The organism is Mesorhizobium sp. M0816 (assembly GCF_040320005.1).
Taxonomy (GTDB): domain Bacteria; phylum Pseudomonadota; class Alphaproteobacteria; order Rhizobiales; family Rhizobiaceae; genus Mesorhizobium.
In genome coordinates this window covers 63,020-85,799 of the sequence record NZ_JAMYOT010000006.1, presented here as the reverse complement: position 1 = coordinate 85,799, position 22,780 = coordinate 63,020, and the positions used below count along the sequence as shown (strand labels likewise).

The window sequence follows — 22,780 nt, the reverse complement described above, 5'->3', positions numbered from 1 at the left end:
GCAATGTGCAGCCGGGCGGAGGGAGCTTGGGCCAGATGCTAAGTGGTCAGCGGCTGGAACCGACCGGGCGGGGATGCTGCCAGTTCCGACCAGTCGATTTCTTCCTCAAGGCGGTGGTAGGCTTCGTCGCCGATCGTCCCGTCGATGCGCAAACGCTCCAGCGCATCGCGCTGGCTCTTGATGGCGTAAAGACGCAATCTGTCATACTCGGTCGCCGCCTGGGCATCCTCCGGGTTTTCGGCGATGGCGCGCTGGGCGGCATATTGCTCTCGCACCGCCCCGGCCGCGCTCGATGTCTTGCCGCTGAGCACGTCCAGCGCCGCCTGCATGATGGCGACGCGCGCCTGCGCCACCTCCCGGTCGACCGTCCGGTCGAGGTCGAGATTGAGCAGAAGCAGCAACGGTTTCAGGCTGACGCCTTGCAGCACCAATGTGCCGAGCACGACCGTGAAAGCGGCGAGCACGATCGGATCACGGCCCGGAAAGTCGGCCGGCAAGGCGAAGGCTGCCGCAAGCGTCACCAGGCCACGCATGCCGCACCAGCCGATGAGCACGCCGCCGCGCAATGTCGGTGCGTCCTTCCGCCTGTCCTCGTCGCCCAGACGTGCCAGCGCTCTGAGGATCGCGCCGCAGCCCAGAACCCAGACGAGCCGCGATACGATGACGACGGCCAGCACAGCCAGGGCAAAGACGAACGCCTCGCTTTGTCCTTGCTCGGCAAGTCGGCCGACGATGGACCGCGCTTGCAGGCCCATCAGAACGAAGGCCAGCACGTTGAGCACGAACACCGCCGTCTCCCAGACCGAGTAGGAGCTGACACGATTCCTTGCCGGCATGCGGCGCGGCGATGTACGTGCGATCGTCATGGCATAGACGACGATCGTGATGATGGCGGAAAGCCCTATCCTGTCGGCCAGGATCCAGACGCCGAAGGTTGAGGCGAATTGCACCACGGTGCCGCTCGCCGGGTCGTCGATGCGGCCGAGTATGGCGAGAGACAACCGGCCGAGCACATAGCCTGCGGCAAGGCTGCCGACCGTCGACAGCAGGATCATTGGAACGGCACTGCTCAACAGGATGGAGCCGGCGGCTGCGGAAACCGACATCCTGTAGATCAACAGCGCCGTGGCGTCGTTGAGAAGGCTCTCGCCTTCCAGGATGGCGGTGATGCGGTGCGGCACCTTGAACTGTCCGAGCACGGCCGCCGCCGCCACCGCATCGGGCGGCGCTACGATCGCGCCGAGCGCTATGGCCGCGGCAATGGGCAGGCCTGCCATCGTCCAGCCGACCAGCGCGACCGTCACGGTGGTGAAGATGACGGCGCCAAGCGCCAGCAGGATGAGCGAAACCTTGTAGCGGTTGAGATCGCGCAGCGACGTGTCATAGGCCGCGTCGAGCAGAACCGGCGCGATGAACAGAGCGAGCGCCAGCTCCGGGTCGATCTCGATGGTCGGGGCAAACGGCAGGAAGGCGATGCCGGCGCCGGCCAGCGCCAGCAATGACGGATAGGGAATCTGCAGACGCCGCGACAGCGCGGTCAGGGCGACCGCGATGAGAAGCAGGACAAGGGTGAGTTCAAAAAGCGCCATGCCTTATCGTAGCGGTGAAGCCGGGCGATTGGCACTGCAAAAAACGGCCACGGCTTAGGCTGCTGGTGAATGGTGAATGGTGAATGGTGAATGGTGAATGGTGAATGGTTGCTTGCAGAGCAATTTCGGCGCGTAAAGCGCATTCTCACTATTCACTATTCACTATTCACCATTCACTCTTCTCCTAATGCAGCACCAGCATGTCGCCCGACGAGAACGAAATTTCGGCCTTTTCGCCGACGGCCGGCGGCGGCGTGGCCGGGCTGTTGAACGTGTCGAGCGAGACCGTGCTGCCACCGATGCCGACGCGCACCCGGATGACCGAGCCGAGGAAATGCACCTCGGCGATTTCGCCCGAAAGGCTGGAGTCGCGGCCGGGGTGACGCCCGAGCGAAATCGCTTCCGGACGCAGTGCCAACGACAGCGTGTCGCCGGATTTCGAGCCGTTGAGCTTGCCCTTGAGCGAGACCTCTTGCGAATTGACGCGAACCTTGCCCGAAGCCGCGTCGGTGACCGTGCCTTCGAGCACGTTCAGCGTGCCGACGAAATTGGCGACGAATTTGGTTGCCGGCCGGTTGTAGATCTCGAACGGCGTGCCGACTTGCTCGGCCTTGCCGCCATACATCACCGCGATACGGTCGGAAATCGACAGCGCCTCTTCCTGGTCGTGGGTGACGAAGATGGTGGTGATGCCGAGCTTCTTCTGGATCGAGCGGATTTCCTCGCGCAGCGACACGCGCACCTTGGCGTCGAGTGCCGACAGCGGCTCGTCGAGCAGCAGCAGTTTCGGCTTGGGCGCAATCGCCCGCGCCAGCGCGATGCGCTGCTGCTGACCGCCGGAGAGCTGATAGGGATAGCGGTCGCCCATCTGCGGCAGCTTGATGATGTCGAGCATCTCGGCAACGCGCCTGTCGGCATCGGCCTTCGGCATGCCGGCGACCTTCAGCCCGAAGCCGATATTCTGTGCCACGGTGAGGTTCGGAAACAGCGCATAGGCCTGGAACACCATGCCGACATTGCGCTGGTTGGGCTTCAGCCGGGTGATGTCCTTGCCGGCCACGACGATCTTGCCGGCGCTTGGCTCCTCGAAACCGGCGACCATGCGCAGCACCGTCGTCTTGCCGCAGCCCGACGGGCCGAGGAAGGAGACGAATTCGCCCGGCTCGACGTCGAGGTTGAAATCCTGCACCACGGTGATGGGGCCGAAGGATTTTCGCACATGCTGGATTGAGAGGAATGGCTCGGTCATGGCTTTTTCCTTCGGGTCAGTTCGGACGGTTCGCCGATCGCGGCGCGAAGCGCGACAAGATCTGGATCAGCGACATGCAGCCCCAGGTGATGGCGAAGGCGATGATGGCAAGCGCCGCCGGCTCGTAGGCGCGGTTGGCGCCGACGTTCTGCAGATAGGGTCCGAAAGCAGGCCGGTTGAGCAGGCTGGCCATGGTAAATTCACCGATGACGATGGCGAAGGTCAGGAAGGCGCCCGACAGCACCGCGATCAGCACGTTGGGCAGGATGACCCGAGTGATGATCGTGCCCCAGCCGGCGCCGAGGATCTGCGCCGCCTCAGTCAGTGTCCGCACGTCGATTGTGCGAAGCCCGGTGTCGACGGCGCGATACATATAGGGCAGCGCGAGTGTCGCATAACCGATGACCAGCAAGGCATTGGCTCCTGTCTCGCTGGCCAGGAACGGCAGCGGTGAGTTCGACCCGTACATTCTGATGTAGCCGAAGACGATAACGATGGCCGGGATGACCAGCGGCAACAGCGTGATGAACTCGACGACGGGCCTTAGCTGCGGCAGCCGCAGACGAATCCAGTACGCCGCCGGCACCACCACCAGCACGCCAAGGACGATAGTGAAGATGGCGGCGACCACCGAATAGATGAAGGTCGCCTGGAAGCGGGGATCGCCGAGCACGACCTGATAAGCATCGAAGGAATAGGCGCCGCGCCGCATGCGCATGGAGAATTCCACGGTCGCGATCAGCGGAATGAAGAAATAGGCCGCGCCCAGCGCGAAGACGATCCAGGCCCAGAATCTGCCGGACTTCATTTGAGCCACCTCTCAGAGCGCGTCCGGAACCAGATGTAGAAGACATTGGCCAGCCCAGTGATGACGATCATGCCGAAGGCGATGGCGTAGCCGAGATGGGCATTGTGCAGCACGTCACCGCGGATCTGCGCGTAGAGCAGGATAGGGACGATATTAAGCGAGGAGCCGGTCAGAGCGTAAGCGGTGGCGATGGCACCGAAGGCGTTGGCGAACAAGAGGATGACGGTGCCGAGGAAACTTGGCCAGATCACCGGAATGACGACCATGCGCCAGAACTGCGCCTGGGTCGCGCCAAGCGTTGCCGCCGCTTCGCCCCATTCCTTCTTCAGCCCATCGATCGCCGGCACGATGATCACCACCATCAGCGGGATCTGGAAATAGACATAGGTCAGCGTCAGGCCCCAGAACGACAGGATGTTGAAACCATGGGCATAAATGTTGAAGCCGACCAAGACGTTGAGCAGCACCGTGGCGAGCCCAAGCCGGCCGAGCGTCGCGAGAAAGGCGAAGGCCAGCGGCACGCCGGCAAAATTGGAGGCCACGCCGGAAAAGGTCAGTGTCGCCGAGCGTATCCACTCCGGCAGCCCGCCGCGCACGATGGCGATGGCAATGGCAAGCCCCGCGAAAGCACCGATCAGCGACGAGGCGAGGCTGACCTTGATTGAGATCCAGTAGGCGGCAACGATCGACGGCTGCGCCAAGGCCGCTATGTTTTCGAAAGTGAATTCGCCGGCATCGTTCCGGAATGCGCCCAGCATCAGATAGAGCGTGGGCAGGATCAGGAACATGATGGCGAAGATGAAGAAAGGCGCAACGCCAAGCCATTGCGTCGGCAGCCTCATGCTGCGGGCGTCGGCAGGAGGCGCGGTCTTCCCGGCAACAGCGTGATCGGACAACGAGATATCGGTCATGCGCCGGCTACCGTCCTGGAGGTATGCCGGGCGGCGATCTAAGCCGCCCGGCTGATCTCAAGTCTTACTTGACGTTGGCGCCGACGACGGCATCCCAGTTCTTGGTGATGGCTTCCTTGGCCTTGCCCTGCTCGTCGAGCGTCGGGAACACCGCGGCTGCATAGGACTCGGCCGGCGGCAGCTTGGCCATCACGTCAGCCGGGAGCTTGCCACTCTTGGCGAGGTCGTTGAAGCGGATCGGGTGACAATAGCCCTTCAGCCAGCCGATCTGGCCTTCGTCGGAATAGAGATATTCCAGCCATAGCTTGGCAGCATTCGGGTGCGGCGCGTAAGCACTAATCGCCTGAACATAGACGCCGGCGACGACACCGGTCTTCGGCACGACGACGTCGACCGGCGGATTGCCCTTCAGCGTATCACGGCCGGCAAGCGCGTTATAATCCCAGGTCACCAGGATTGGCGTCTGGCCTTGGGCAAGCGTCGCGGGCTTGCCGATGACCGGCACGAAATTGCCGGCGGCGTTGAGCTTCTTGAAGAAGTCGAGACCAGCCGTGCCGGCGGCTTCGCCGGCAGCCGCACCGCCGGAAAGGCCGGCGGCATAGACTGCCTGGATGGCCTGGTTCGAAGCACGCGGGTCACCGGCGAGCGCCACGGTATTGGCGAATTCCGGCTTCAGCAAGTCGGCCCAGTCGGCCGGCGCTTCCTTGACCAGGTCCTTGTTCACCAGAAACGAAAGCACGCCGTAATAGTCGCCGGTCCAAAAGCCTTCGGCATCCTTGGCGCTGTCCGGGATCGAGTCCCAGGTTGATACTTTATAAGCCTGGATCAGGCCATCCTTCTTTGCGGTCGGGCCGAAGCTCAGGCCGACGTCGATGACGTCGGGCGCTTGCGGGCCCTTGTTGTCCTTGTTGGCCTTGATCGCCTCGACCTCGTCGCCGGAGCCGGCATCGGGGTTGAGCTCGTTGATGGTGAGTTCCGGATATTTTGCCTTGAAGCCGTCGATGACCGCGCCGTAGCCGCACCAGTCATGCGGCAGCGCGATGACCGTGAGCTGGCCTTCAGCCTTGGCTGCGGCGACCAGTTCATCCATGGACTGGGCCGACGAGATGGCAGAGGTCGCCATCAGGGCGACGGCCGAAAGGGAAAGCAGTTTTCCCGTGAATTTGAACATGTGTTCTCTCCGTTGAACTGACGCCGTTGGACGCCTGCGATGCGGTATCGTTTTCGTGTGACAGCCAGATGAAAGCTTTGTGAAAGCGATGCCCCGCAGTACGAAAAAGTAAACTCTTTTTAACCGGCTGTAGCAATCGCTTCGCGATTCTTTTTCCGGCTAACTAGTTTCGATCTTGCCTTTCATCTTTCCCCCTTTCCTTTGCCTCTTTTCCCAAGTCGATTTCCGATGCGAAAATTTTCTCAGACGGTGCCGGCGATGGCGTTTTCGAGCAGCGTCAGCGCCGCCTTTTTGGTCAGCTTGACCGGGTTGCCGCCGGCGGTCGGATCGACCACCGCCATGTCGGCGATCAGGCCCTTGCGTTTCTTGTCCATGTCGAGCCCCTTGATCAGGCCGGGCAGCGCATGCGGCACCTTGAGCTCCTTGCGCAGCTTGATGATCGCCTTCGCAAAACCGTCGAAGCCGCCCTTGATGCCGCAATAGGCGGCGAGCCGGGCTATGCGCGGCTCGATCGCCTCTCGGTTGAAGGCCAGCACGTAGGGCATGAACACGGCGTTGGTCATGCCATGGTGGGTGTCGTAGAGCGCGCCGATCGGATGCGACAGCGAATGAATCGCTCCAAGCCCTTTCTGGAAGGCGGCCGCTCCCATGGCAGCGGCGCTCATCATGTTGGCGCGGGCGACCAGATCCTTGCCGTTGGCATAGGCTTTCGGCAGGTTTTCGAAGACCAGCCTTATGCCTTCCACGGCGATGCCGTCGGCCATCGGGTGATAGCCCGGCGCGCAATAGGCTTCGAGGCAATGGGCAAGCGCATCCATGCCGGTGCCGGCGGTGATGAAGCCCGGCATGCCGACCGACAGCTCCGGATCGGCAATGACGATCGCCGGCAAAAGCTTTGGATGGAAGATGACCTTCTTGGTATGGGTCGCTTCATTGGTGATGACGCCGGCGCGGCCGACTTCCGAGCCGGTGCCGGCCGTGGTCGGCACGGCGATGATCGGCGCGATCGCATCGGCATCGGCGCGCGTCCACCAGTCGCCGACATCCTCGAAATCCCAGACCGGCCGCGTCTGCCCGGCCTGGAAGGCGATCAGCTTGCCGAGGTCGAGCGCCGAGCCGCCGCCAAAGGCAATGACGCCGTCATGCTTGCCCTTCTTGAACACGGCAATGCCGGCGGTCAGGTTGGAATCCACCGGGTTCGGCTTGACCTCGGAAAATACGCCATACGGCACCTTGGCGTCGTCGAGGATCTTCAGCGTCGAGGCCACCACCGGCAGCCTGGCCAGTCCCGGATCGGTGACGAACAGCGGCCGCTTGATGCCGGTCGCCGCCAGCACCTCCGGCAGCTCCTTGATGCGTCCGGCGCCGAAGCGGACGGTCGTCGGGTAATTCCATTTGGAAACGAGTTTTGTCATTTCGACCTTCTTGACTGCTTTCGTGCTCTCGGATGTCGTCAATTCACAAAGGTATTGGCCACACGGTCTGACCGCATCATGTACGGAATCCAGATGGCTGCGGCCCAGACGGAACGGTAAATTCCGCGCATCGTTTCGCTGTCGAACGCATCAGCCAAGGTTGGAAAGCTCTCGCGAAAAACCAGATGCGCGGCCCATGGGTCGAGGATGGCATATACCGGCATCGCGACTGCCCAAATCATGTACCAGCCCGGGAATATCTCCCAGCGCTTGAACATGAAGAACAATAACAGGACCGGGGCTGTAAGGCTTAGAACGCCTGCTGTCACCAGTTCGGCAACGAGCAGCGCGCCTTGAGAAAAACTGAAGGCCTGCCAGTCGAAGCCGAGATAGTCGGTATTGTGCAGTTGTACCAACCCCAGTATCGGCGTGAGCATCAACCCGAGCATCGGCAGGACAAGCCATCCGCCGATACCCTCGGGACCCTCACCATCTGGCAGCACCGATTGTTGTGTATCCGCCATTACTCCCCCTCAACAGCGATCGCATGCCTGTCGATCGCCACCTTAGATCACCTCGCGCAGATGGTATGATTTCGGCCTGGTCAGATTGTCGTAGCCGATGGCCGACAGTGCCGCGCCCTTGCCGGTGTCCTTGACGCCGGTCCAGACCAGCGCCGGGTCGAGATAGTCGCAGCGGTTCATGAACACGGTGCCGGTCTCGACGCGGTCGCCGATCGCCGCCGCGTGGTCGGTGTCGCGCGTCCAGATAGAGGCCGTCAGCCCATAGGGGCTATCGTTCATCAGCGCGATCGCCTCCTCGTCGTTGCGCACCTTCATGATGCCGACGATCGGGCCAAAGCTTTCCTCGCGCATGACGCTCATCTGGTGGTCGACCTGGGTCAGCACTTCCGGCGCCAGATAGGGGGAACCTTGCCTGTCGTTGGCCACCTTCATATTGATGTGTGCCCTGGCGCCCTTGCGCAGCGCCTCGGCCTTCTGCTCGCGGATCAGGTCGGCGAAGCGCGCCTGCGCCATCGGCCCCATGGTGGTCGCCTGGTCGAGCGGATTGCCGACGACGTAGTTCCTGGTCTCGGCAATGAAGCCCTCGACGAATTCATCGTAGACCTTCTCGTGGACATAGACGCGCTCGATGCCGCAGCAGCACTGGCCGGAATTATAGAAGGCGCCGTCGACCAGATTGGCAACGGCATGGTCCATCTTTGCGTCCGGCAGCACATAGGCCGGATCCTTGCCGCCGAGTTCGAGGCCGAGCGTCATGAAGGTGCCCGCCGCCGCGTTCTCGATGGCGCGGCCGCCGGCGACCGAGCCGGTGAAGTTGACGTGGTCGATCTTGCCGGAGCCGAGCAGCCTTTCAGTCTGCGCGTGGTTCAGGACGAGGTTCTGGAACAGGCCCTTGGGCAGGCCGGCCTTATCAAACGCCTGCTGAAACCGTTCGCCGACCAACAATGTCTGTGCCGCATGCTTGAGGATGACGGCGCTGCCCGCCATCAGCGCCGGGACGATGGTGTTGACGGCGGTGAGATAGGGATAGTTCCACGGCGCGATCACCATGACGACGCCGAGCGGCATCTTCTTCACATAGCGCCGAAAGCCGTCCTTCGGGTTGGAGGCCATGACCGGCTTCAAGGCCGCCTCGGCGATCTCGACCATGTAGCTGACGCGTTCCCTGACGCCGCCGAACTCGCCGCCATAGCGCACCGGCCGGCCCATCTGCCAGGCGATCTCCGGCACGATCTCGTCGGTCATGGCGACCAGCGCTTCCAGCATGGCAAGCATGTACTTGCCGCGCTCGACGACCGGCGTCTCAGCCCACTTCTCCTGCGCCGCCTTGGCACGTTCGACCGCGGCACCGATCGCCTGGTCGGTGGCAAGAGGCCGTTCGGCATAGATCGAACCGTCGACGGGGGATTTTATCTTCACGGTTTCCAAAGAGGTCTCCAAATCAACAAGGCACTGTTTTGACGAAGCCGGCCGCGCCATAGGCAAGGATTGCGCGATCGCGGGTGATGATCTCGAGGTTTTTCGAGCGCGCCGTGGCTATGATGATCCGATCCGTTGGATCGTTGTGAACGACGCCGGGCAGGAACGAAGACTCGACCAAAAGCTCACTGTCGATCCCCTCGACGCTCGCTGCCCCGGTCTGCACGAACCGTTCGAACCATGCGAGCGGTGACTTGATGAATGGCAACCGGCCCTTGGCTACAAGCATGCCGATTTCCCAGGCGGACATCACGGAAACGGCGATCACGCTGCCATTTTTGCGTGCGCTGGTCACCTTCTCGACCGCAGCCCTCGTGACCGGCTGCTCCGTTGACAGCAACAGCATGAAGCATGTGTCGAGCAGAACCCCCTCACTCGTCATAGACATTGCCCCAATCCGGATCGGCGGGCGCGGTATAGTCGACGTCCGGAAGCAGGGTGAGCGTCCCGGCCATGCATCCAAACAACGGATCGGCACCCCGAGGCGGCACGATGTACTCTTCCTTGTTGCCATTCATGTCGTCCACGAAATCCACTTGCCCCTCCTTGAAACCAGACCGGCGATCAGGCTCCGACGGCCTCGCCGCATGATTGGAACTTCCGAGGTGCACCAATATCTCGCTCTCCTGCCGGTCGAGAATTTCAGCGATCTTGCGTATCTCGTCGACCTGCATACGCCGCTCACCGTTCAGTGTCCGCGACAAGGCGCTGTAGTGTATGTTCATGCGGCCGGCCATGCTGCGTACCGTGAGCTTGCGCTCGTTCATTCGACTCATGAACCACGCCTTGTCGACATGGGCTCTACCTTTGGGCAAACGCTGCCTCCTGCGTGTTGCTGGTGCGATACCCGCAACAATATTGCGTAAAGCGCAACGCCGTCAATACCGTTCGAACCCCCTGTGCAGTTCCCAGTCCGTAATCCGGCGGTCGTACTCCAACTGTTCCCAGTGTGCCGTGTGGACGTAATGTTCCAGCACATCGTCGCCGAGCGCCTGCCTCAGCATTTTCGATTCCGCCAGCGTCGCGGTGGCGTCGCGCAATGTCTTTGGAATTTCAGGCAGCTGCGAGGCCTGGTAGGCATCACCGACGAAGGGCTTCTGCAGTTCAAGCTTTTCATCGATGCCGGCAAGCCCGGCCGCGATCAGCGCGGCGAAAGCCAGATAGGGGTTCAAATCGGCGCCGCCGATGCGGCATTCCATGCGGATGCCCTTGGAGCCTTCGCCGCAAAGACGGAAGCCGGCAGTGCGGTTGTCTTCGCTCCACATGATCTTGGTCGGCGCGAACGTGCCGGCCTGGAAGCGCTTGTAGGAGTTGATGTAGGGCGCCAGGAACCAGGTGAATTCCTTGGCATATTTGAGCTGGCCGGCCGCCCATTGCTGGCCGAGCGTCGACAGCGTCCACTCGGCATTTTTGTCGTAGAACAACGGCGTCTTGCCGTCGGCGCTCCACAACGAATTATGGATGTGGCTGGAATTGCCGGCGAGCCCGTAATTGTACTTGGCCATGAACGAGATCGCCTTGCCTTCGGACTCGGCGATTTCCTTGGCGCCGTTCTTCAGGATGACGTGGCGGTCGGCCATGTCGAGCGCCTCGGCGTAGCGGACATTGATCTCTTCCTGGCCTGGCCCCCACTCGCCCTTCGAATTCTCGATCGGGATGCCGGCCGCCTCCATCTCGTTGCGCAGCCGGCGCATGACGCCTTCTTCCTTGGTGGTGATGCCGATCTGGTAGTCGCCGATGTAGGGCGATGCCGTCTCGAGGCCCTGCCAGTGCTTCTTGCGGGCGGAATCGTAGGTTTCGCTGAACAGATAGAATTCGAGCTCGGAAGCGAAATAGCCGATATAGCCGCGATCCTGCAGCCGCTTGACCTGCTTCTTCAGCATGGCGCGCGGCGAATGCGCCAGGTCGTCATGGGTATGGTGGTCGAGCACGTCGCAGATCACCAGCGCCGTCTTCTCCAGCCACGGAACGAGCCGCAGCGTCACAAGGTCCGGCTTCATGACAAAATCGCCATAACCCTTCGACCAGCTCGCCGCCTTGTAGCCGGGCACCGGTTCCATATCGATGTCTGCCGCCAAGAGATAGTTGCAGCCATGCGTCTCGTCATGCGCGGAATCGACGAAATAACGGGCCAGGAACCGCTTTCCCGCGAGCCGGCCCTGCATATCGACGATGCAGGCCAGCACCGTGTCGACCTCGCCGCTGGAGACCGCTTGCTTCAACTGATCGAACGAGAAATTTCCGGCCATTCCTTTGGCACTCCAGCGCTTGTCGTTTCGGGCTTGTCACTTTGAAAAGGAAACGGAAATCCATGGCCGGCACGATGCCGGCCATGGTCATCAGAGAGCGTCAGGCGCCGGCTTCGCCGACGGCTATCTCGGCTGCCTTGATCGCCGCCTGGCGCTTTGCGATCTGGTCGCCGATGGGCGGACCCTGGAAGCGGCGGTTCTCGAAACCGAACCAAAGCACCGCGGTCAGCACAATGAAGCCCAGGGTGATATAGAGCACTTTGTCGTTCGGCGGCTGGATGGCGATGTAGAAGATGATCGCCATGCCGATGACCGACAGGATGCAAAACAGCTTGAACAGGCCGGCGCCGAGATTCCATGGGCCGGGGTTCGGCCATTTCTCCGTTCCGAAAGCCATCATGCCGAGCACGATCGGAATAATGAAGGACAGAAACAGGAACACCAATGTCGAATTGACGACGATGGTATAGATGTTCGTGCCGCCGACCGAGATGAACTGGGCAAGAAAGACATAGATGACCTCGAGCACAGCAGCCGTCCAAATCGCATTGACCGGCGTGCGCCAGGTCGGGCTGACCTTGGCTAGCGAGGCCGAGCCGACCGGCATGCCGCCGTCACGCGAAAAGGCGAAAAGCATGCGCGAGGCAGAGGTGACCGTTGCCAGACCGCAGAGGAACTGCGCGATCAGAATGCCCAGATAGAGCAGTGTCTTCAGCCACGCCGGCAAGATTGCGTCCATCGTGGCGAAGAACACGCCCCAGCCCTGCTTGGCGCCGGCCGCCAGATCCGGAATCGCCAGTACGATCGCGCACAGCATCACCCAGCCGATCAGCGACGACCAGAGTACGGACGAAACGATTGCCCGCGGAACCGAGTGGGCCGCCCTCAACGTTTCTTCCGAAGTATGCGCCGACGCGTCATAGCCAGTGATGGTGTAAACCGGCAGCAGCAGGCAGAGCAGGAAGAGATACGTCATGGAATCGGACTGCGGGAAAACACCGCCCCCCGCATCGCCCGAATAGTTCGTGAACGTCCACAGCCGCGTGATGTCGATCGCTGGCGCAAACACCAGGCAAGCGACGATCAGCACGGCTGTCGTTGCCAGGATCAGGAAGCCGGAGGCGTCCGTCAGCATAGCCGTCAACCTGATGCCGAAATGATTGAGCAGCGCCTGCAACACCGTGATGAAGGCGACAAACCCGACGATCTCACCAGGCGTGCCGGTCATGCCGAAGGCTGCGCCGAAAGTGCCGACGAAAAAGAAAGCCGTGCCGATGTTGATCGCACCGAGCACGGTGATCAGGCCGAGCAGGTTGAGCCATGCGGTCAGCCAGCCAGTGAAACGGTTCCCCAGAATAGATGCCCAGTGATAGAGGCCGCCCGCGGTCGGAAATGCAGAGGCGATCTGGGCCATGGCGAGCGCGAAAAGTCCCGAAACCATGCAGCCGACGATCCAGCCGATACCAGCGCCCGCGCCACCAATGGACGATGTCGCTTGCGCGAAGGAATTGATGCCGCCTGAGAGAATGCAGATGATCGAGAACGAGATCGCGAAATTCGAGAAGCGGCTCATGCTTCGAGAAAGTTCCTGAGCATAGCCCATTCCATGGAGAACTTTCAGGTCCTCCTTCTTATCAACTTCACTGTAACCCGGTGCTACCATTTTGAAGTCCCCTTTTGGTTTCTTAGCTGGCCGATTGAACTGACTTTCCGACTGCGCTTGGTCTGGGGCCATTGGCCGCCTCGGGCTCCAGATTGAGAAAAATGCCGGTGAGCAGATCCGCCCATTTCCGCTGCCCGGCCGCGCCGGAGATCTCGTCGTTGCGGATTTCGATCATCGCGCAAGGCAGCCCGCGCGAGCGCGCATGGCGTTCCAGCGTGAAATAGACCCGGTCGGCCGGCGAATAGGGTTCGTTGACGCCGACGGTGACGCCGGCGAGCCGCTTCAGCGCCGCGATCAGCGGCGCCGCCAGCCGGCGGTCCTCGTCATGGATGATGCCGATGTGCCAGGGCCGGCTTTTGCCTTTGTAGAGCGGCGTGAAGGAATGGATCGAGACCAGCCTGGTCTCCCGCCCGGCCGCCAGGCGCTCGTCTACGATCGTTGCGATCCGCTCGTGAAACGGTCGCCACGCCAGCGCGATGCGCGCCTCCCGCTGGTCGGCCGAAAGTCCCTGGTTGGCCGGGACCACGGTTTTTTCGCTGGCGCTGACCGTCACTATCAGGTCCGGCGCGTCGAGCGGGCGGTTGCAGTCGATGACGAGCCGCGAGATGCAGGTCTCGACCAGCGTCGCATCGAGCGCCTCGGCCATGCGGCGCGCCACCGGCAAGGCGCCGGGATCCCAGGCGATGTGGCGGGAAAGATCCTCGGCGGCAAGGCCGAGCGTTCCGAATTCCGGTGGCAGGAAATTTGAGGCGTGGTCGCAGGTCAGCACGAAGGGGCTCGATCCGCCGGGGTTCGTCACCCTTACGGTTTCAGGCGATGCAAGGCTGGCGGGCCGTGCTGTCTCCATTGTCTGCTGTCCCCGGGGAGCGCTGTATCGTATGTTACGTATTTTGCCTCATTGCGTCCCTGCGGATGATTTCATACAGTTTGGCCGGCTTTGTCAAACGCGATTTCGATAATGCGCTAACGGCACGGCCAGGGTGGGGAAAAACATGGTTTCCAGCATTGCCGAACTGATCTCCGACCGCATCGGCACCATGCCGGCAGGCGAGCGGCGCGCAGCGCAAGCGCTGATCGCCAGCTATCCGCTGATCGGGCTGAAGACGGTCGCCGAATTCTCGGCTACGGCCGGCGTATCATCGCCCACGATCCTGCGTTTCGTCGCCCGGCTCGGCTTCCAGAACTATCCGGAATTCCAGTCGACGCTGCAAGACGAGCTGGCGGCGCAATTGCAGTCGCCGGCCTCGCGCACGCTCAATCCGCCATCGCCGGGCAGCAGCGCCGTGTCGCCGATGCTGGAGGCGACCCTCGACAACATGCGCGAGACCTTCCGGCATCTCTCGGACAAACAGCTTGCCGACATCGTCGCCAAGCTTGCCGACCGGCGCGGCAAGACATTCCTGATCGGTGGCCGCTTCACCGACCCGCTGGCGCGCTACATGGCCGCCCACCTCGCCATCATCCAGCCCAACGTTTTTCACCTCGGCGGGCAGGAAAGCGTCTGGCGCGACCGACTGATCGACATGGGTAAGCGCGACGTGCTGGTGATCTTCGACATCAGGCGCTACCAGGACAGCCTGGTCCGCTTTGCCGAGACGGCCAACCAGCGTGGCGTGCAGATCGTGCTGTTTACCGACCAGTGGCTGTCGCCGATCGCCCGCTTCGCCCGCCACGTCATCGCCGGGCGCACCGCCGTGCCTTCGGCCTGGGACTCATCCGCCGCCCTTTTCGTCGTTGCCGAAGCGCTGATCGGCGCCGTCACAAGGCAGCTCGAGGCCGACGGCGCCAAACGCATCCGCGAGCTGGAAAGCCTGCGGTAGAGCCCCTCCGGAAAGGGACGCGTTTCGCTTCGGTCTAGTCCTCTAAAAAACTGATCATCTGCAGGATCAGGATCAGCAAAAAGACGCCAAAGACAGTCGCAAAAACCGCTGCCAGCAGGACGGTGCGTTGTTTCTTACCCATGGCTTTCCCCCCGAAAGCATAGTCCCCGTCCACGAATACGAATGTCAGTCCCGCCCCACTGCTCGGCCACCTCCCAACTCCTCAAGACCCGCCTGCGGCTGGGGCGGAGGAGTAACGACGACTGGTTCACGCGCGAAATGAACAGCTTACCAAGGTGCTCGCTAACGGGCACGGCCGCATCATTCATCCGACCCATGTCACGGCCGAATGACCACCTTGCATTTCGGGCTTAACCATTCAGCCGCTAAAGCGTGCCCCACCCCAGCTACTTTACCCATGGCAAGCATGATCGAAGTTCGGCTAGCCTTGTCGACGCGAAGCCGCTTCCTGAACCAAAGCGCGGTGAACTGCACGGAGGAATTCGATGAGCTATCTGGACGAGCTGTTCTCAGTCGCCGGCAAGACGGCGCTGGTCACCGGCGCCGCGACCGGCATCGGCCGCATGGCGGCGACCGCTCTGGTCATGGCCGGCGCCGCGGTGATGATCGCCTCGCGCAAGAGCGAGGATTGCGTCAGGGTAGCGGGCGAGTTGAACGGCCTTGGCGCATCCGGCCGGGCGGAAGGTTTTGCCGGCGACGTCTCCAGCGAGGCCGGCATTGCGGCGCTTGTGGCCGAGGTCAGGGCGCGGACCGAGCGGCTGCATATCCTGGTCAACAATGCCGGCATCTCCTGGGGCGCGCCGCTGGAAAGCTTTCCCTACCATGCCTGGGCCAAGGTGTTCGGCGTCAACGTCACCTCGGTCTTCCACCTGACGCGCGAATTGCTGCCTCTGCTCGAGGCCGCGGCCAGCGACGCCGACCCGGCCCGGGTGATCAACCTCGGATCGGTGATGGGCACGCAGCCTTTAGCCGAAGATGCCTACTCCTACTCGGCCTCGAAGGCCGCGGTTCACCACCTGACGCGCATCCTGGCAATCGAGTTCGCCGCCCGCCGCATCACCGTCAACGCCTTTGCGCCTGGCCCTTTCCAGAGCCGGATGACGGCCTTCGCCACCGGCACCGAGGACCAGGCAAGACATATCGGCAACCACGTTCCGATCGGCCGCATCGGCGCACCGGATGACATTGCCGGCGCAACGCTCTATTTGTGCAGCCGGGCCGGCAGCTATGTCACCGGCGCCATCCTGCCGATCGATGGCGGGCAGTCGGTGCAACACGGGCTGACATTGTTCAAGGAATGAGACGCACGCCATCCGGCGAGTGAAATGCCGGGGGTGAAGATGGAGGACATCAGCGTGGAACCGATCAGTCTCGATGTGCTTCTGGCCAACGTCGGCAAGGAAGTCGGCGTGTCGCCATGGCGGGTCGTCACCCAGCGCATGATCGACCAGTTCGCCGATGCCACCGACGACCATCAGTTCATCCATTGCGATCCGGAACGCGCCAGCCGCGAAACGCCGTTCGGCGGCACCATCGCGCATGGCTTCCTGTCGCTTTCGCTGTTGTCGGCGATGACCTTCGAAACCATGCCGCCGCTGGAAAACAGCAAGATGGGCGTCAATCACGGCTTCGATTCGCTGCGCTTCCTGGCGCCGGTGAAGACCGGCTCGCGCATCCGCACCCGTTTCGTGCTGGCCGACGTCAAGGTCAGGCCGTCGGGGTGGGTGCAGACGGCGCACGACGTGACGATCGAGATCGAGGGCTCGAAAAAACCGGCGCTGACCGCGCGCTGGCTGACGCTGACCCTGATCGAACGCCAGCCGGAAGCGGTCTGACTCTCGTCAGGCGGAGAAGCCCAAATCTATCTGTGCCAAATCTATTTAGCTTCGGCCGCGACGTACTTCATGTGGCGGCTGACCTGCAGCGCAATGTAGACGACCAGTGAACAACCGATTGGGAACACGATCTCGTTGAGGCCGGTTGCGATCGCCTGTGGCATTGCGAGAGCAGCGTCATTTGCCGCGGCCGTCTCGATGGTCAGCACCGTGGTGCCGCCGCCGAATACCGCGCCTATCAGGGCGCCTGCCAGCGCGAAATGGAGCGGACGCGGTTCTTCCTTCGATGCCAGCGACGCCAGTGCCCAGCCGAGCAGCCCGTATTCGATCGCCCGCAGCACACCGAGCGTCGTGAGCGACAGGATGGCCGGCTTTGCCGCCGCGTCCAGCGCGCTGACCATAACCTTTTGCGTCCCTTTGGCGATGCCCATCGCCAGTGGCTCCGAAATCGCACCGATCAGGCCACCGAGCGAGCCTCGCACCTTGGTGAGCGCCGTGCCGAGGCTGACGCCGGCGCAGACGAAGAACGACCAGGTCACGCCTTGCGCCAGTTCGATCAGAAACTGCGTCGTCGCGGGGTTGGCACCTGCCGCAAATCTGACGGTCAGAATGAGAGCTTCCATGGCGAAGCCGAGCGCGATCGCCAGCCATGCGACAGTCAAGCTTCTGCTTCGTGCCACCCTTGCCCGACGCCGTACAGCGTATATATGCTGCATCCAGCCATCAGTCATAAGGCAGTAGAAAGTTGCAGCTAAGCGTCCAGGAGCGCCGCGAAAAACAAAAGGCTGAACTGCGTTCCGAACTTGTCGACGCCGCGCACAAGCTTGTCCAGGAAGAAGGCTATGACGGCCTCACCATCCGCAAGCTCGCCAAGCGCGTTGGCTATGCGCCGATGTCGGTCTATTCCTATTTCGCCGACAAGCAGGACATCCTGTTCGCGCTGGCCGAGGATGCCTTCGAGACCTTGGCCAGGCGCATCGCAAATCATACGGCCGACGACCCGATCGAGGCGCTCAAGGCGGTGCTTGTCGAATACGCCGCCTTTGGACTGGAAAATCCCAACGAATACCGCACCGTCTTCATGACCGAAAAAGTCAGGCCGCCAGCCGGAAAGACCTTCGCCGAAATGGAGAGCGGCAACCCGGCGATGAAAGTGCTGATCGCGAGGGTCGAAGCCTGCGTTGCCGCCGGCAGGCTCAAAGGCGATCCACGCGCCATCGCCACCATGCTGTGGGCGGTCGGCCACGGCGCCATCTCGCTGCTGATCACCTTCCCGTTCTACCCGTTCGGCGACCAGACGACGTTCATCACACGGATCGGCGACATCATGCTCGAAGCCATCGCCGCGCACGAGATTGCGCCGCTCACGCCGCCGGTCAACTGCTGAAGAGCGGCGCTCCTCCCGATCTGTAATTTCTCCGAACGCTCCGGCGCCGAGCGTCCGGCAATTCCTGCGCTCAATTTCTCCGTACATGTACGATTTTGCTTGAACTCCCTAAGTCCTGGGCGTATCTGTACGCAATTCCGTACATGTACGAATCCAATAACTGGAAACCGGAGACAGACCATGAAGAAGGCAATCCTCGCGCTCGCCGCCCTGCTGGCGCTCTCTGGCGCCGCATTTGCCGGCAGCAGTCAGACAGGCAAGCAAGAAGCGGCCTGCATCGACACCAAGGTCGATGTGAAGCTCGATTGCGCGCCGACCGGATCGCTTGAAAAGGCGGACGCCGCGACCCACAAGGCCGACAGCAAGGGCCCGAGGCTCGGCATCGGCATCGACCCGTGGATCGTGCCAAGCAGCTTCTGAGCCGATCGGGCGACAATACGCGGTGAGGAAACGAAAGGGCGGCAGCAATTTCCGGCCGCCCATCGTGCCGGCCTCAGCCCTGCTTTTTGTCACCCCGCGCAGATCATTTCTTGCGCTTCTGTCCCACCACGCTTTTGGGCTTGCCGGGTCTTGCCGGTGCGCCGGGAATGGCCGTTCCGGTGATCGACACCGGATCGCTGGCCGGGAATGTATCCTCGAGGCCTTCCTCGAGTTCCTCTTCGATATCCGTCCCAGTGCGCTGCTCGTCTTCGAAAGAGCGCACGGCCGGCGTCTTGACCGGCGACTTCGGCGCGGAGTTCGGCGGCATTTGGATTCTCCCTCGGCTCGCTGTCGCAGAACGGCCGGGCGCGGCGAACATGCCTATGCTGCCGCGTCGCGCGCTGCCTCCGACAGAAAAGTAAAGACATAATCGGAAAAGGAACGCCAGCATTCGACGCGGAACGCGTCGGCCGCCGTGCGCACGAGCACGATTTCGACCTTGCCGAGAATGGTGCGCGACGCCGCCCCGACCGGAAAGGCGCCGAGCGACAGATCCTGCGGGCAGCCGGCATTGATCGTCGTCGCGGCAGCCGGACCGGTAACCGATATGGCGACGTTGCGGTGCGAGATGCCGACCGCCGAATGCAGCTCGGAAATCTTGGCGCAATCGACGAGTGGATCTTTGCCGCTCTCATCGATGACCAGCCATTCGTCCGGCCCGAGCCACAAGGCCGTGCGTCCGGCCTTTGCCGCCGAGGTTTTCGGCCTTTGCGGCAGGACGACGCCGAGCGCTTTCGAAAGAGCCGCAATCGAGGCTTCCGGCGCGCGCAGCGATATGCGCTCGGCCGGCGGCAGCACGGCAAGTGTAACGCCGGCGGCGGAAAGCGACTGGCCGGCGAGAGCCGGACGGCGTTCGACTGAGGGTCCGGCGGCGTCGGTTTTCAAAGCGGCCTTAGCCATTGAGGCGCTCCCCCTTCTCGTCGAAGAACACCATGCCGGTGACCTCCACCTCGATCACCCCGTTCGGCATCGGCACATAGAGCGTCTCGCCCGTGCGATCGCGGCCGCCGGCGACCAGCCCCAGCGCGATCGAGCGGCCGCAATTTTGCGACCAATAGCTCGAGGTGACATGGCCAATCATCTTCATCGGGATTGCCTGCTTCGGGTCCGCCACGATCTGCGCGCCCTCCTCCAGCACCACCTTGGGATCCCTGGTCTTCAGGCCGACAAGCTGCTTGCGGCCCTTGGCGATCAGATCCGGCCGCGCCATGCCGCGAATGCCGACGAAGTCGGTCTTCTTCTTGCCGACCGCCCAGTCGAGCCCGGCGTCGTTCGGCGTCACCGTGCCGTCGGTATCCTGGCCGACGATGATGTAGCCCTTTTCAGCGCGCAGCACATGCATGGACTCGGTGCCGTAAGCACAGGCGCCATGCTTCTGGCCCTCGGCCCATAGCGCTTCCCAGACTGCCTCGCCGTAATCGGCCGGCACGTTGACCTCGAAGCCGCGCTCACCGCTGAACGACATGCGAAACAGCCTGGTCGGCACGCCGCAGATCCGGCCTTCGCGCACGGACATATGCGGCAGCGCCTCATCCGACATGTCGATGCCCTCGACCAGCGGCGCAATGATGTCGCGAGACTTCGGTCCCTGCACGGCAATCACCGCCCATTGCTCGGTGATCGAGGTCAGCCAGACGTTGAGATGCGGGAACTCGGTCTGGAGATAGTCTTCCATATGGTTCATGACGCGCGGCGCGCCGCCGGTCGTCGTCGTCACATGGAAACGGTCGGGTGCAAGCCTGCCGACGACACCGTCGTCATAGATGAAGCCGTCCTCGCGCAGCATGATGCCGTAACGGCAGCGGCCGGGCTCGAGCTTCTCCCATGGATTGGTGTAGAGCAGTTCCATGAATTTGGCCGCATCCGGCCCGACCACCTCGATCTTGCCCAGCGTCGAGGCGTCAAACAGGCCGGCTGTCTTGCGCACCGTGACGCATTCGCGGTCGACGGCGGCATGTATGTCCTCGCCCGGCTTCGGGAAATACCAGGCGCGCTTCCATTGGCCGACATCCTCGAATACAGCGCCCTGGCGCTCGGCCCAGGGATGGATCGCGGTCTTGCGGGTCGGGTCGAACAGCGGACCCCGCGCGTGCCCGACGATCGAGCCGAATGTCACCGGCGTATAGGGCGCGCGGAACGTCGTCAGCCCGACCTGCGGGATCGGCTTGCCCAACGTCTCGGCGGCAATCGCCAGGCCGTGCATGTTGGAGGTCTTGCCCTGGTCGGTCGCCATGCCATTGGTGGTGAAGCGCTTGACGTGCTCGATCGAGCGCATGCCCTCATGCACTGCCTGGCGGATGTCCTTAGCGGTGACGTCGTTCTGGAAGTCGACAAAGGCCTTGACCGTCGTATCCGATCCGGCACCGGGTGCTGCACCCAGCATGCCGCGCGACCAGCTCTCGCCGGCGTCGACCTTCGGCTTGGTGCCCTTGGCCGGCCTGCTGCCGGCGTCCTTGGCCGCCTTGGCGCCCGCTGCATAGGCCTCGTCGATCGTCGCCGACAGCCCGTCGGTACCGTTGCAGGCGCCGACCGAGACGCAGTCCTGCGCATAAATTCCGGGCACGAAGCGCTTGGTCTCGTCATTGAAGGCGACCTTGCCGCGCGATTGCGAGAACAGATGCACCGATGGCGTCCAGCCGGCCGACATCAGAATCGCGTCAACCGGCATGGTGCGCTCGCCGCCGCCATTCTTCGGCTGCACAGTCATCGACGACACCCGCAATTTGCCGCCGGCGCGGATCACCGCGCGGCCGAAATTGACCTCGATGCCGAGCGCCCTCGCCTCGTCGATCGCCGGCCCGGTCGGGTTGTCGCGCAGGTCGACAATCGCCGCCACGTTGATGCCGGCCTTTTTCAGGTCGATCGCCGCCGCATAGGCGGAATCGTTCGCCGTATAGACGCCGATATTCCTGCCGACGGCGACGCCGTAATGGTTGAGATAGGTGCGCGCCGCCGACGCCAGCATGATGCCCGGCCGGTCGTTGTCGGCAAACACCATGTGGCGCTCGATGGCGCCGGTCGCCAGCACCACGCGTTTGGCGCGAACCTGCCACAGCCGCTCGCGCGGCAGGTCGCGGCCGGGGTTCTGCAGATGGTCGCTGACGCGCTCGACCAGCCCGACGAAATTCTGCGCGTAATAGCCGAAGGCCGTGGTACGCGGCAGCACGCGGACATTGTCCATCGCGCTCAACTTGGCGAGAGCCGATTGCGCCCAGGAAAAGCCGTCCTGGCCTTCGATCTTCGCGCCGCTCTCGAAGCGCAGACTGCCGCCGAATTCCGCCTGCTCGTCGGCAAGGATAACGCGCGCGCCGGTCTCGGCCGCGGCCAATGCCGCTGCGATGCCCGCGGCACCGCCGCCAAGCACCAGCACCTCGCAATGGGCGAAGCGCGCCGAATAGTGGTCGGGATCCGGCTGGTCAGGAGCGACGCCGAGACCGGCGGCGGCGCGGATCTTGGGCTCGTAGAGGTTTTTCCACGCGGCCTTCGGCCACATGAAGGTCTTGTAGTAGAAGCCGGCCGAAAGCATCGGCGAGGCAATACTGCTGACGGCACCGATGTCGAAAGCGAGCGACGGCCAGCGGTTCTGCGACTGTGCGGTCAATCCGTCATAGAGTTCCTGCACCGTGGCACGCACGTTCGGCGTCTTGCGTGCCGCGTCGCGCTTGATCTCGACCAGCGCGTTCGGCTCTTCGGCGCCGGCCGACAGAAAACCGCGCGGCCGGTGGTACTTGAACGAGCGGCCGACGAGATGGACGCCGTTTGCAAGCAGCGCCGAGGCCAACGTATCGCCCTCGATGCCGGTATAGGGGCGGCCGTCGAAGCTGAAGCCAGCTATCTTTGCCTGTTTGAGCCGCCCGGCGCCGGCAATGCGGAACGTGGCGCTCATTTGGCGGCTCCCGGCAGCTTGGTGGGCTTCGGTTCGCCGGCCTTGTAAGTCATCAGGAACCTGTCGCTGACGGTGTCGCGCACGGCATTGAAGAACCGCGCACAGCCATGCATGTGCCGCCAGCGCTCATAGATGATCCCCTTGGGATTGGAGCGGATGAAAAAGAACTTTTCAAAATCGTCGTCGCTCTCGCCGGCGATGTTTGGGGATCGCGCGATATGCGCCTCGCCGGCGTTGCGGAATTCGAGCTCCGGACGCTCTTCCTCGCAATAGGGGCAGCGGATGAGAAGCAT

The 22,780-nt window shown here is 62.7% G+C and carries 23 protein-coding genes; 5 read left to right on the top strand and 18 right to left on the bottom strand.

Annotated elements, in window-relative coordinates:
• Positions 1 to 38 precede the first annotated feature (38 nt).
• The 13 genes from NKI17_RS10950 to NKI17_RS10890 form a co-directional block, all read right to left on the bottom strand.
• Entirely contained in the window at positions 39 to 1,589 is a 1,551-nt protein-coding gene (locus NKI17_RS10950) for a cation:proton antiporter (protein WP_023675359.1), read from the bottom strand.
• A 184-nt stretch (positions 1,590 to 1,773) separates the two neighbouring features.
• Entirely contained in the window at positions 1,774 to 2,838 is a 1,065-nt protein-coding gene (locus NKI17_RS10945; RefSeq protein ID WP_023675358.1) for an ABC transporter ATP-binding protein, read from the bottom strand.
• A 16-nt stretch (positions 2,839 to 2,854) separates the two neighbouring features.
• Positions 2,855 to 3,646, bottom strand: a complete 792-nt coding sequence (locus NKI17_RS10940; protein ID WP_023675357.1) for an ABC transporter permease — start codon at positions 3,644 to 3,646, stop codon at positions 2,855 to 2,857.
• Complete coding sequence (locus NKI17_RS10935; protein WP_023675356.1) at positions 3,643 to 4,557, bottom strand: ABC transporter permease; 915 nt, start codon at positions 4,555 to 4,557, stop codon at positions 3,643 to 3,645. The genes NKI17_RS10940 and NKI17_RS10935 overlap by 4 nt, the downstream gene beginning before the upstream one ends.
• Positions 4,558 to 4,621: 64 nt before the next feature.
• Positions 4,622 to 5,728: an ABC transporter substrate-binding protein gene (locus NKI17_RS10930; RefSeq protein WP_023675355.1), complete on the bottom strand. Its 1,107-nt coding sequence runs from the start codon at positions 5,726 to 5,728 to the stop codon at positions 4,622 to 4,624.
• A 242-nt stretch (positions 5,729 to 5,970) separates the two neighbouring features.
• Complete coding sequence (locus NKI17_RS10925) at positions 5,971 to 7,143, bottom strand: iron-containing alcohol dehydrogenase (protein WP_023675354.1); 1,173 nt, start codon at positions 7,141 to 7,143, stop codon at positions 5,971 to 5,973.
• A 38-nt stretch (positions 7,144 to 7,181) separates the two neighbouring features.
• Entirely contained in the window at positions 7,182 to 7,667 is a 486-nt protein-coding gene (locus tag NKI17_RS10920) for a DUF2569 domain-containing protein (protein WP_023675353.1), read from the bottom strand.
• Positions 7,668 to 7,709: 42 nt separating this feature from the next.
• Positions 7,710 to 9,146 carry an aldehyde dehydrogenase family protein gene (locus tag NKI17_RS10915; protein ID WP_352905911.1) on the bottom strand — a complete coding sequence of 479 codons (1,437 nt, stop codon included), beginning with the start codon at positions 9,144 to 9,146 and terminating at the stop codon, positions 7,710 to 7,712.
• Positions 9,109 to 9,534, bottom strand: coding sequence for a type II toxin-antitoxin system VapC family toxin (locus NKI17_RS10910; RefSeq protein WP_352702937.1), 426 nt, complete (start codon positions 9,532 to 9,534; stop codon positions 9,109 to 9,111). Before NKI17_RS10910 ends, NKI17_RS10915 begins: the two co-directional genes overlap by 38 nt.
• Positions 9,518 to 9,961 (bottom strand): helix-turn-helix domain-containing protein, encoded by a 444-nt coding sequence (locus NKI17_RS10905; RefSeq protein ID WP_352682532.1) that lies wholly within the window; start codon positions 9,959 to 9,961, stop codon positions 9,518 to 9,520. The genes NKI17_RS10910 and NKI17_RS10905 overlap by 17 nt, the downstream gene beginning before the upstream one ends.
• Before the next feature lie 63 nt (positions 9,962 to 10,024).
• The gene (locus NKI17_RS10900; RefSeq protein WP_352905910.1) at positions 10,025 to 11,395 is read right to left on the bottom strand and encodes a glutamine synthetase family protein; all 1,371 of its coding nucleotides are present in this window, start codon (positions 11,393 to 11,395) and stop codon (positions 10,025 to 10,027) included.
• A gap of 100 nt (positions 11,396 to 11,495) precedes the next feature.
• Positions 11,496 to 13,058, bottom strand: coding sequence for an amino acid permease (locus tag NKI17_RS10895; protein WP_352588205.1), 1,563 nt, complete (start codon positions 13,056 to 13,058; stop codon positions 11,496 to 11,498).
• Between the two features lie 22 nt (positions 13,059 to 13,080).
• Positions 13,081 to 13,905 (bottom strand): N-formylglutamate amidohydrolase, encoded by an 825-nt coding sequence (locus tag NKI17_RS10890; RefSeq protein ID WP_352588208.1) that lies wholly within the window; start codon positions 13,903 to 13,905, stop codon positions 13,081 to 13,083.
• 145 nt (positions 13,906 to 14,050) lie between these two features.
• Between NKI17_RS10890 and NKI17_RS10885 the strand changes: the two genes are divergently transcribed.
• From NKI17_RS10885 to NKI17_RS10875, 3 genes are all read left to right on the top strand, one after another.
• Positions 14,051 to 14,878 (top strand): MurR/RpiR family transcriptional regulator, encoded by an 828-nt coding sequence (locus tag NKI17_RS10885; RefSeq protein WP_023675348.1) that lies wholly within the window; start codon positions 14,051 to 14,053, stop codon positions 14,876 to 14,878.
• A 506-nt stretch (positions 14,879 to 15,384) separates the two neighbouring features.
• Positions 15,385 to 16,200 carry an SDR family oxidoreductase gene (locus NKI17_RS10880; protein WP_023675346.1) on the top strand — a complete coding sequence of 272 codons (816 nt, stop codon included), beginning with the start codon at positions 15,385 to 15,387 and terminating at the stop codon, positions 16,198 to 16,200.
• A gap of 39 nt (positions 16,201 to 16,239) precedes the next feature.
• On the top strand, positions 16,240 to 16,734 hold the full coding sequence (locus NKI17_RS10875) for a MaoC family dehydratase (protein ID WP_031211357.1): 495 nt from the start codon (positions 16,240 to 16,242) through the stop codon (positions 16,732 to 16,734).
• 41 nt (positions 16,735 to 16,775) lie between these two features.
• On the opposite strand, the gene NKI17_RS10870 is transcribed toward NKI17_RS10875, so the two are convergent.
• Positions 16,776 to 17,396, bottom strand: coding sequence for a hypothetical protein (locus NKI17_RS10870; RefSeq protein WP_352755030.1), 621 nt, complete (start codon positions 17,394 to 17,396; stop codon positions 16,776 to 16,778).
• Between the two features lie 83 nt (positions 17,397 to 17,479).
• Here NKI17_RS10870 and NKI17_RS10865 point away from each other — a divergent pair, with 83 nt between their 5' ends.
• The gene (locus tag NKI17_RS10865) at positions 17,480 to 18,121 is read left to right on the top strand and encodes a TetR/AcrR family transcriptional regulator (RefSeq protein WP_023675343.1); all 642 of its coding nucleotides are present in this window, start codon (positions 17,480 to 17,482) and stop codon (positions 18,119 to 18,121) included.
• A gap of 180 nt (positions 18,122 to 18,301) precedes the next feature.
• Positions 18,302 to 18,541 (top strand): DUF680 domain-containing protein, encoded by a 240-nt coding sequence (locus NKI17_RS10860; protein WP_352755032.1) that lies wholly within the window; start codon positions 18,302 to 18,304, stop codon positions 18,539 to 18,541.
• A 103-nt stretch (positions 18,542 to 18,644) separates the two neighbouring features.
• On the opposite strand, the gene NKI17_RS10855 is transcribed toward NKI17_RS10860, so the two are convergent.
• Genes NKI17_RS10855 through NKI17_RS10840 form a run of 4 tightly spaced genes read right to left on the bottom strand, consistent with a single transcriptional unit; the run spans position 18,645 to position 22,780 of the window.
• Complete coding sequence (locus NKI17_RS10855) at positions 18,645 to 18,869, bottom strand: hypothetical protein (RefSeq protein WP_023675341.1); 225 nt, start codon at positions 18,867 to 18,869, stop codon at positions 18,645 to 18,647.
• Between the two features lie 53 nt (positions 18,870 to 18,922).
• Entirely contained in the window at positions 18,923 to 19,501 is a 579-nt protein-coding gene (locus tag NKI17_RS10850) for a sarcosine oxidase subunit gamma (protein ID WP_352755035.1), read from the bottom strand.
• Positions 19,494 to 22,487, bottom strand: a complete 2,994-nt coding sequence (locus NKI17_RS10845; protein WP_352827571.1) for a sarcosine oxidase subunit alpha — start codon at positions 22,485 to 22,487, stop codon at positions 19,494 to 19,496. The genes NKI17_RS10850 and NKI17_RS10845 overlap by 8 nt, the downstream gene beginning before the upstream one ends.
• A complete protein-coding gene (locus tag NKI17_RS10840) occupies positions 22,484 to 22,780 on the bottom strand; it encodes a sarcosine oxidase subunit delta (protein WP_292519105.1) in 297 nt (98 codons plus the stop codon). The genes NKI17_RS10845 and NKI17_RS10840 overlap by 4 nt, the downstream gene beginning before the upstream one ends.

Bases quoted from the DNA above. Each gene is read 5' to 3' on its own strand.
- NKI17_RS10855 (WP_023675341.1), bottom strand. From the start codon at position 18,869: ATGCCGCCGAACTCCGCGCCGAAGTCGCCGGTCAAGACGCCGGCCGTG.
- NKI17_RS10910 (WP_352702937.1), bottom strand. From the start codon at position 9,534: ATGTCTATGACGAGTGAGGGGGTTCTGCTCGACACATGCTTCATGCTG.
- NKI17_RS10925 (WP_023675354.1), bottom strand. From the start codon at position 7,143: ATGACAAAACTCGTTTCCAAATGGAATTACCCGACGACCGTCCGCTTC.
- NKI17_RS10890 (WP_352588208.1), bottom strand. From the start codon at position 13,905: ATGGAGACAGCACGGCCCGCCAGCCTTGCATCGCCTGAAACCGTAAGG.
- NKI17_RS10915 (WP_352905911.1), bottom strand. From the start codon at position 9,146: ATGGCGCGGCCGGCTTCGTCAAAACAGTGCCTTGTTGATTTGGAGACC.
- NKI17_RS10850 (WP_352755035.1), bottom strand. From the start codon at position 19,501: ATGGCTAAGGCCGCTTTGAAAACCGACGCCGCCGGACCCTCAGTCGAA.
- NKI17_RS10875 (WP_031211357.1), top strand. From the start codon at position 16,240: ATGGAGGACATCAGCGTGGAACCGATCAGTCTCGATGTGCTTCTGGCC.
- NKI17_RS10885 (WP_023675348.1), top strand. From the start codon at position 14,051: ATGGTTTCCAGCATTGCCGAACTGATCTCCGACCGCATCGGCACCATG.
- NKI17_RS10940 (WP_023675357.1), bottom strand. From the start codon at position 3,646: ATGAAGTCCGGCAGATTCTGGGCCTGGATCGTCTTCGCGCTGGGCGCG.
- NKI17_RS10860 (WP_352755032.1), top strand. From the start codon at position 18,302: ATGAAGAAGGCAATCCTCGCGCTCGCCGCCCTGCTGGCGCTCTCTGGC.
- NKI17_RS10935 (WP_023675356.1), bottom strand. From the start codon at position 4,557: ATGACCGATATCTCGTTGTCCGATCACGCTGTTGCCGGGAAGACCGCG.
- NKI17_RS10945 (WP_023675358.1), bottom strand. From the start codon at position 2,838: ATGACCGAGCCATTCCTCTCAATCCAGCATGTGCGAAAATCCTTCGGC.
- NKI17_RS10900 (WP_352905910.1), bottom strand. From the start codon at position 11,395: ATGGCCGGAAATTTCTCGTTCGATCAGTTGAAGCAAGCGGTCTCCAGC.
- NKI17_RS10895 (WP_352588205.1), bottom strand. From the start codon at position 13,058: ATGGTAGCACCGGGTTACAGTGAAGTTGATAAGAAGGAGGACCTGAAA.
- NKI17_RS10880 (WP_023675346.1), top strand. From the start codon at position 15,385: ATGAGCTATCTGGACGAGCTGTTCTCAGTCGCCGGCAAGACGGCGCTG.
- NKI17_RS10930 (WP_023675355.1), bottom strand. From the start codon at position 5,728: ATGTTCAAATTCACGGGAAAACTGCTTTCCCTTTCGGCCGTCGCCCTG.
- NKI17_RS10950 (WP_023675359.1), bottom strand. From the start codon at position 1,589: ATGGCGCTTTTTGAACTCACCCTTGTCCTGCTTCTCATCGCGGTCGCC.
- NKI17_RS10920 (WP_023675353.1), bottom strand. From the start codon at position 7,667: ATGGCGGATACACAACAATCGGTGCTGCCAGATGGTGAGGGTCCCGAG.
- NKI17_RS10840 (WP_292519105.1), bottom strand. From the start codon at position 22,780: ATGCTTCTCATCCGCTGCCCCTATTGCGAGGAAGAGCGTCCGGAGCTC.
- NKI17_RS10845 (WP_352827571.1), bottom strand. From the start codon at position 22,487: ATGAGCGCCACGTTCCGCATTGCCGGCGCCGGGCGGCTCAAACAGGCA.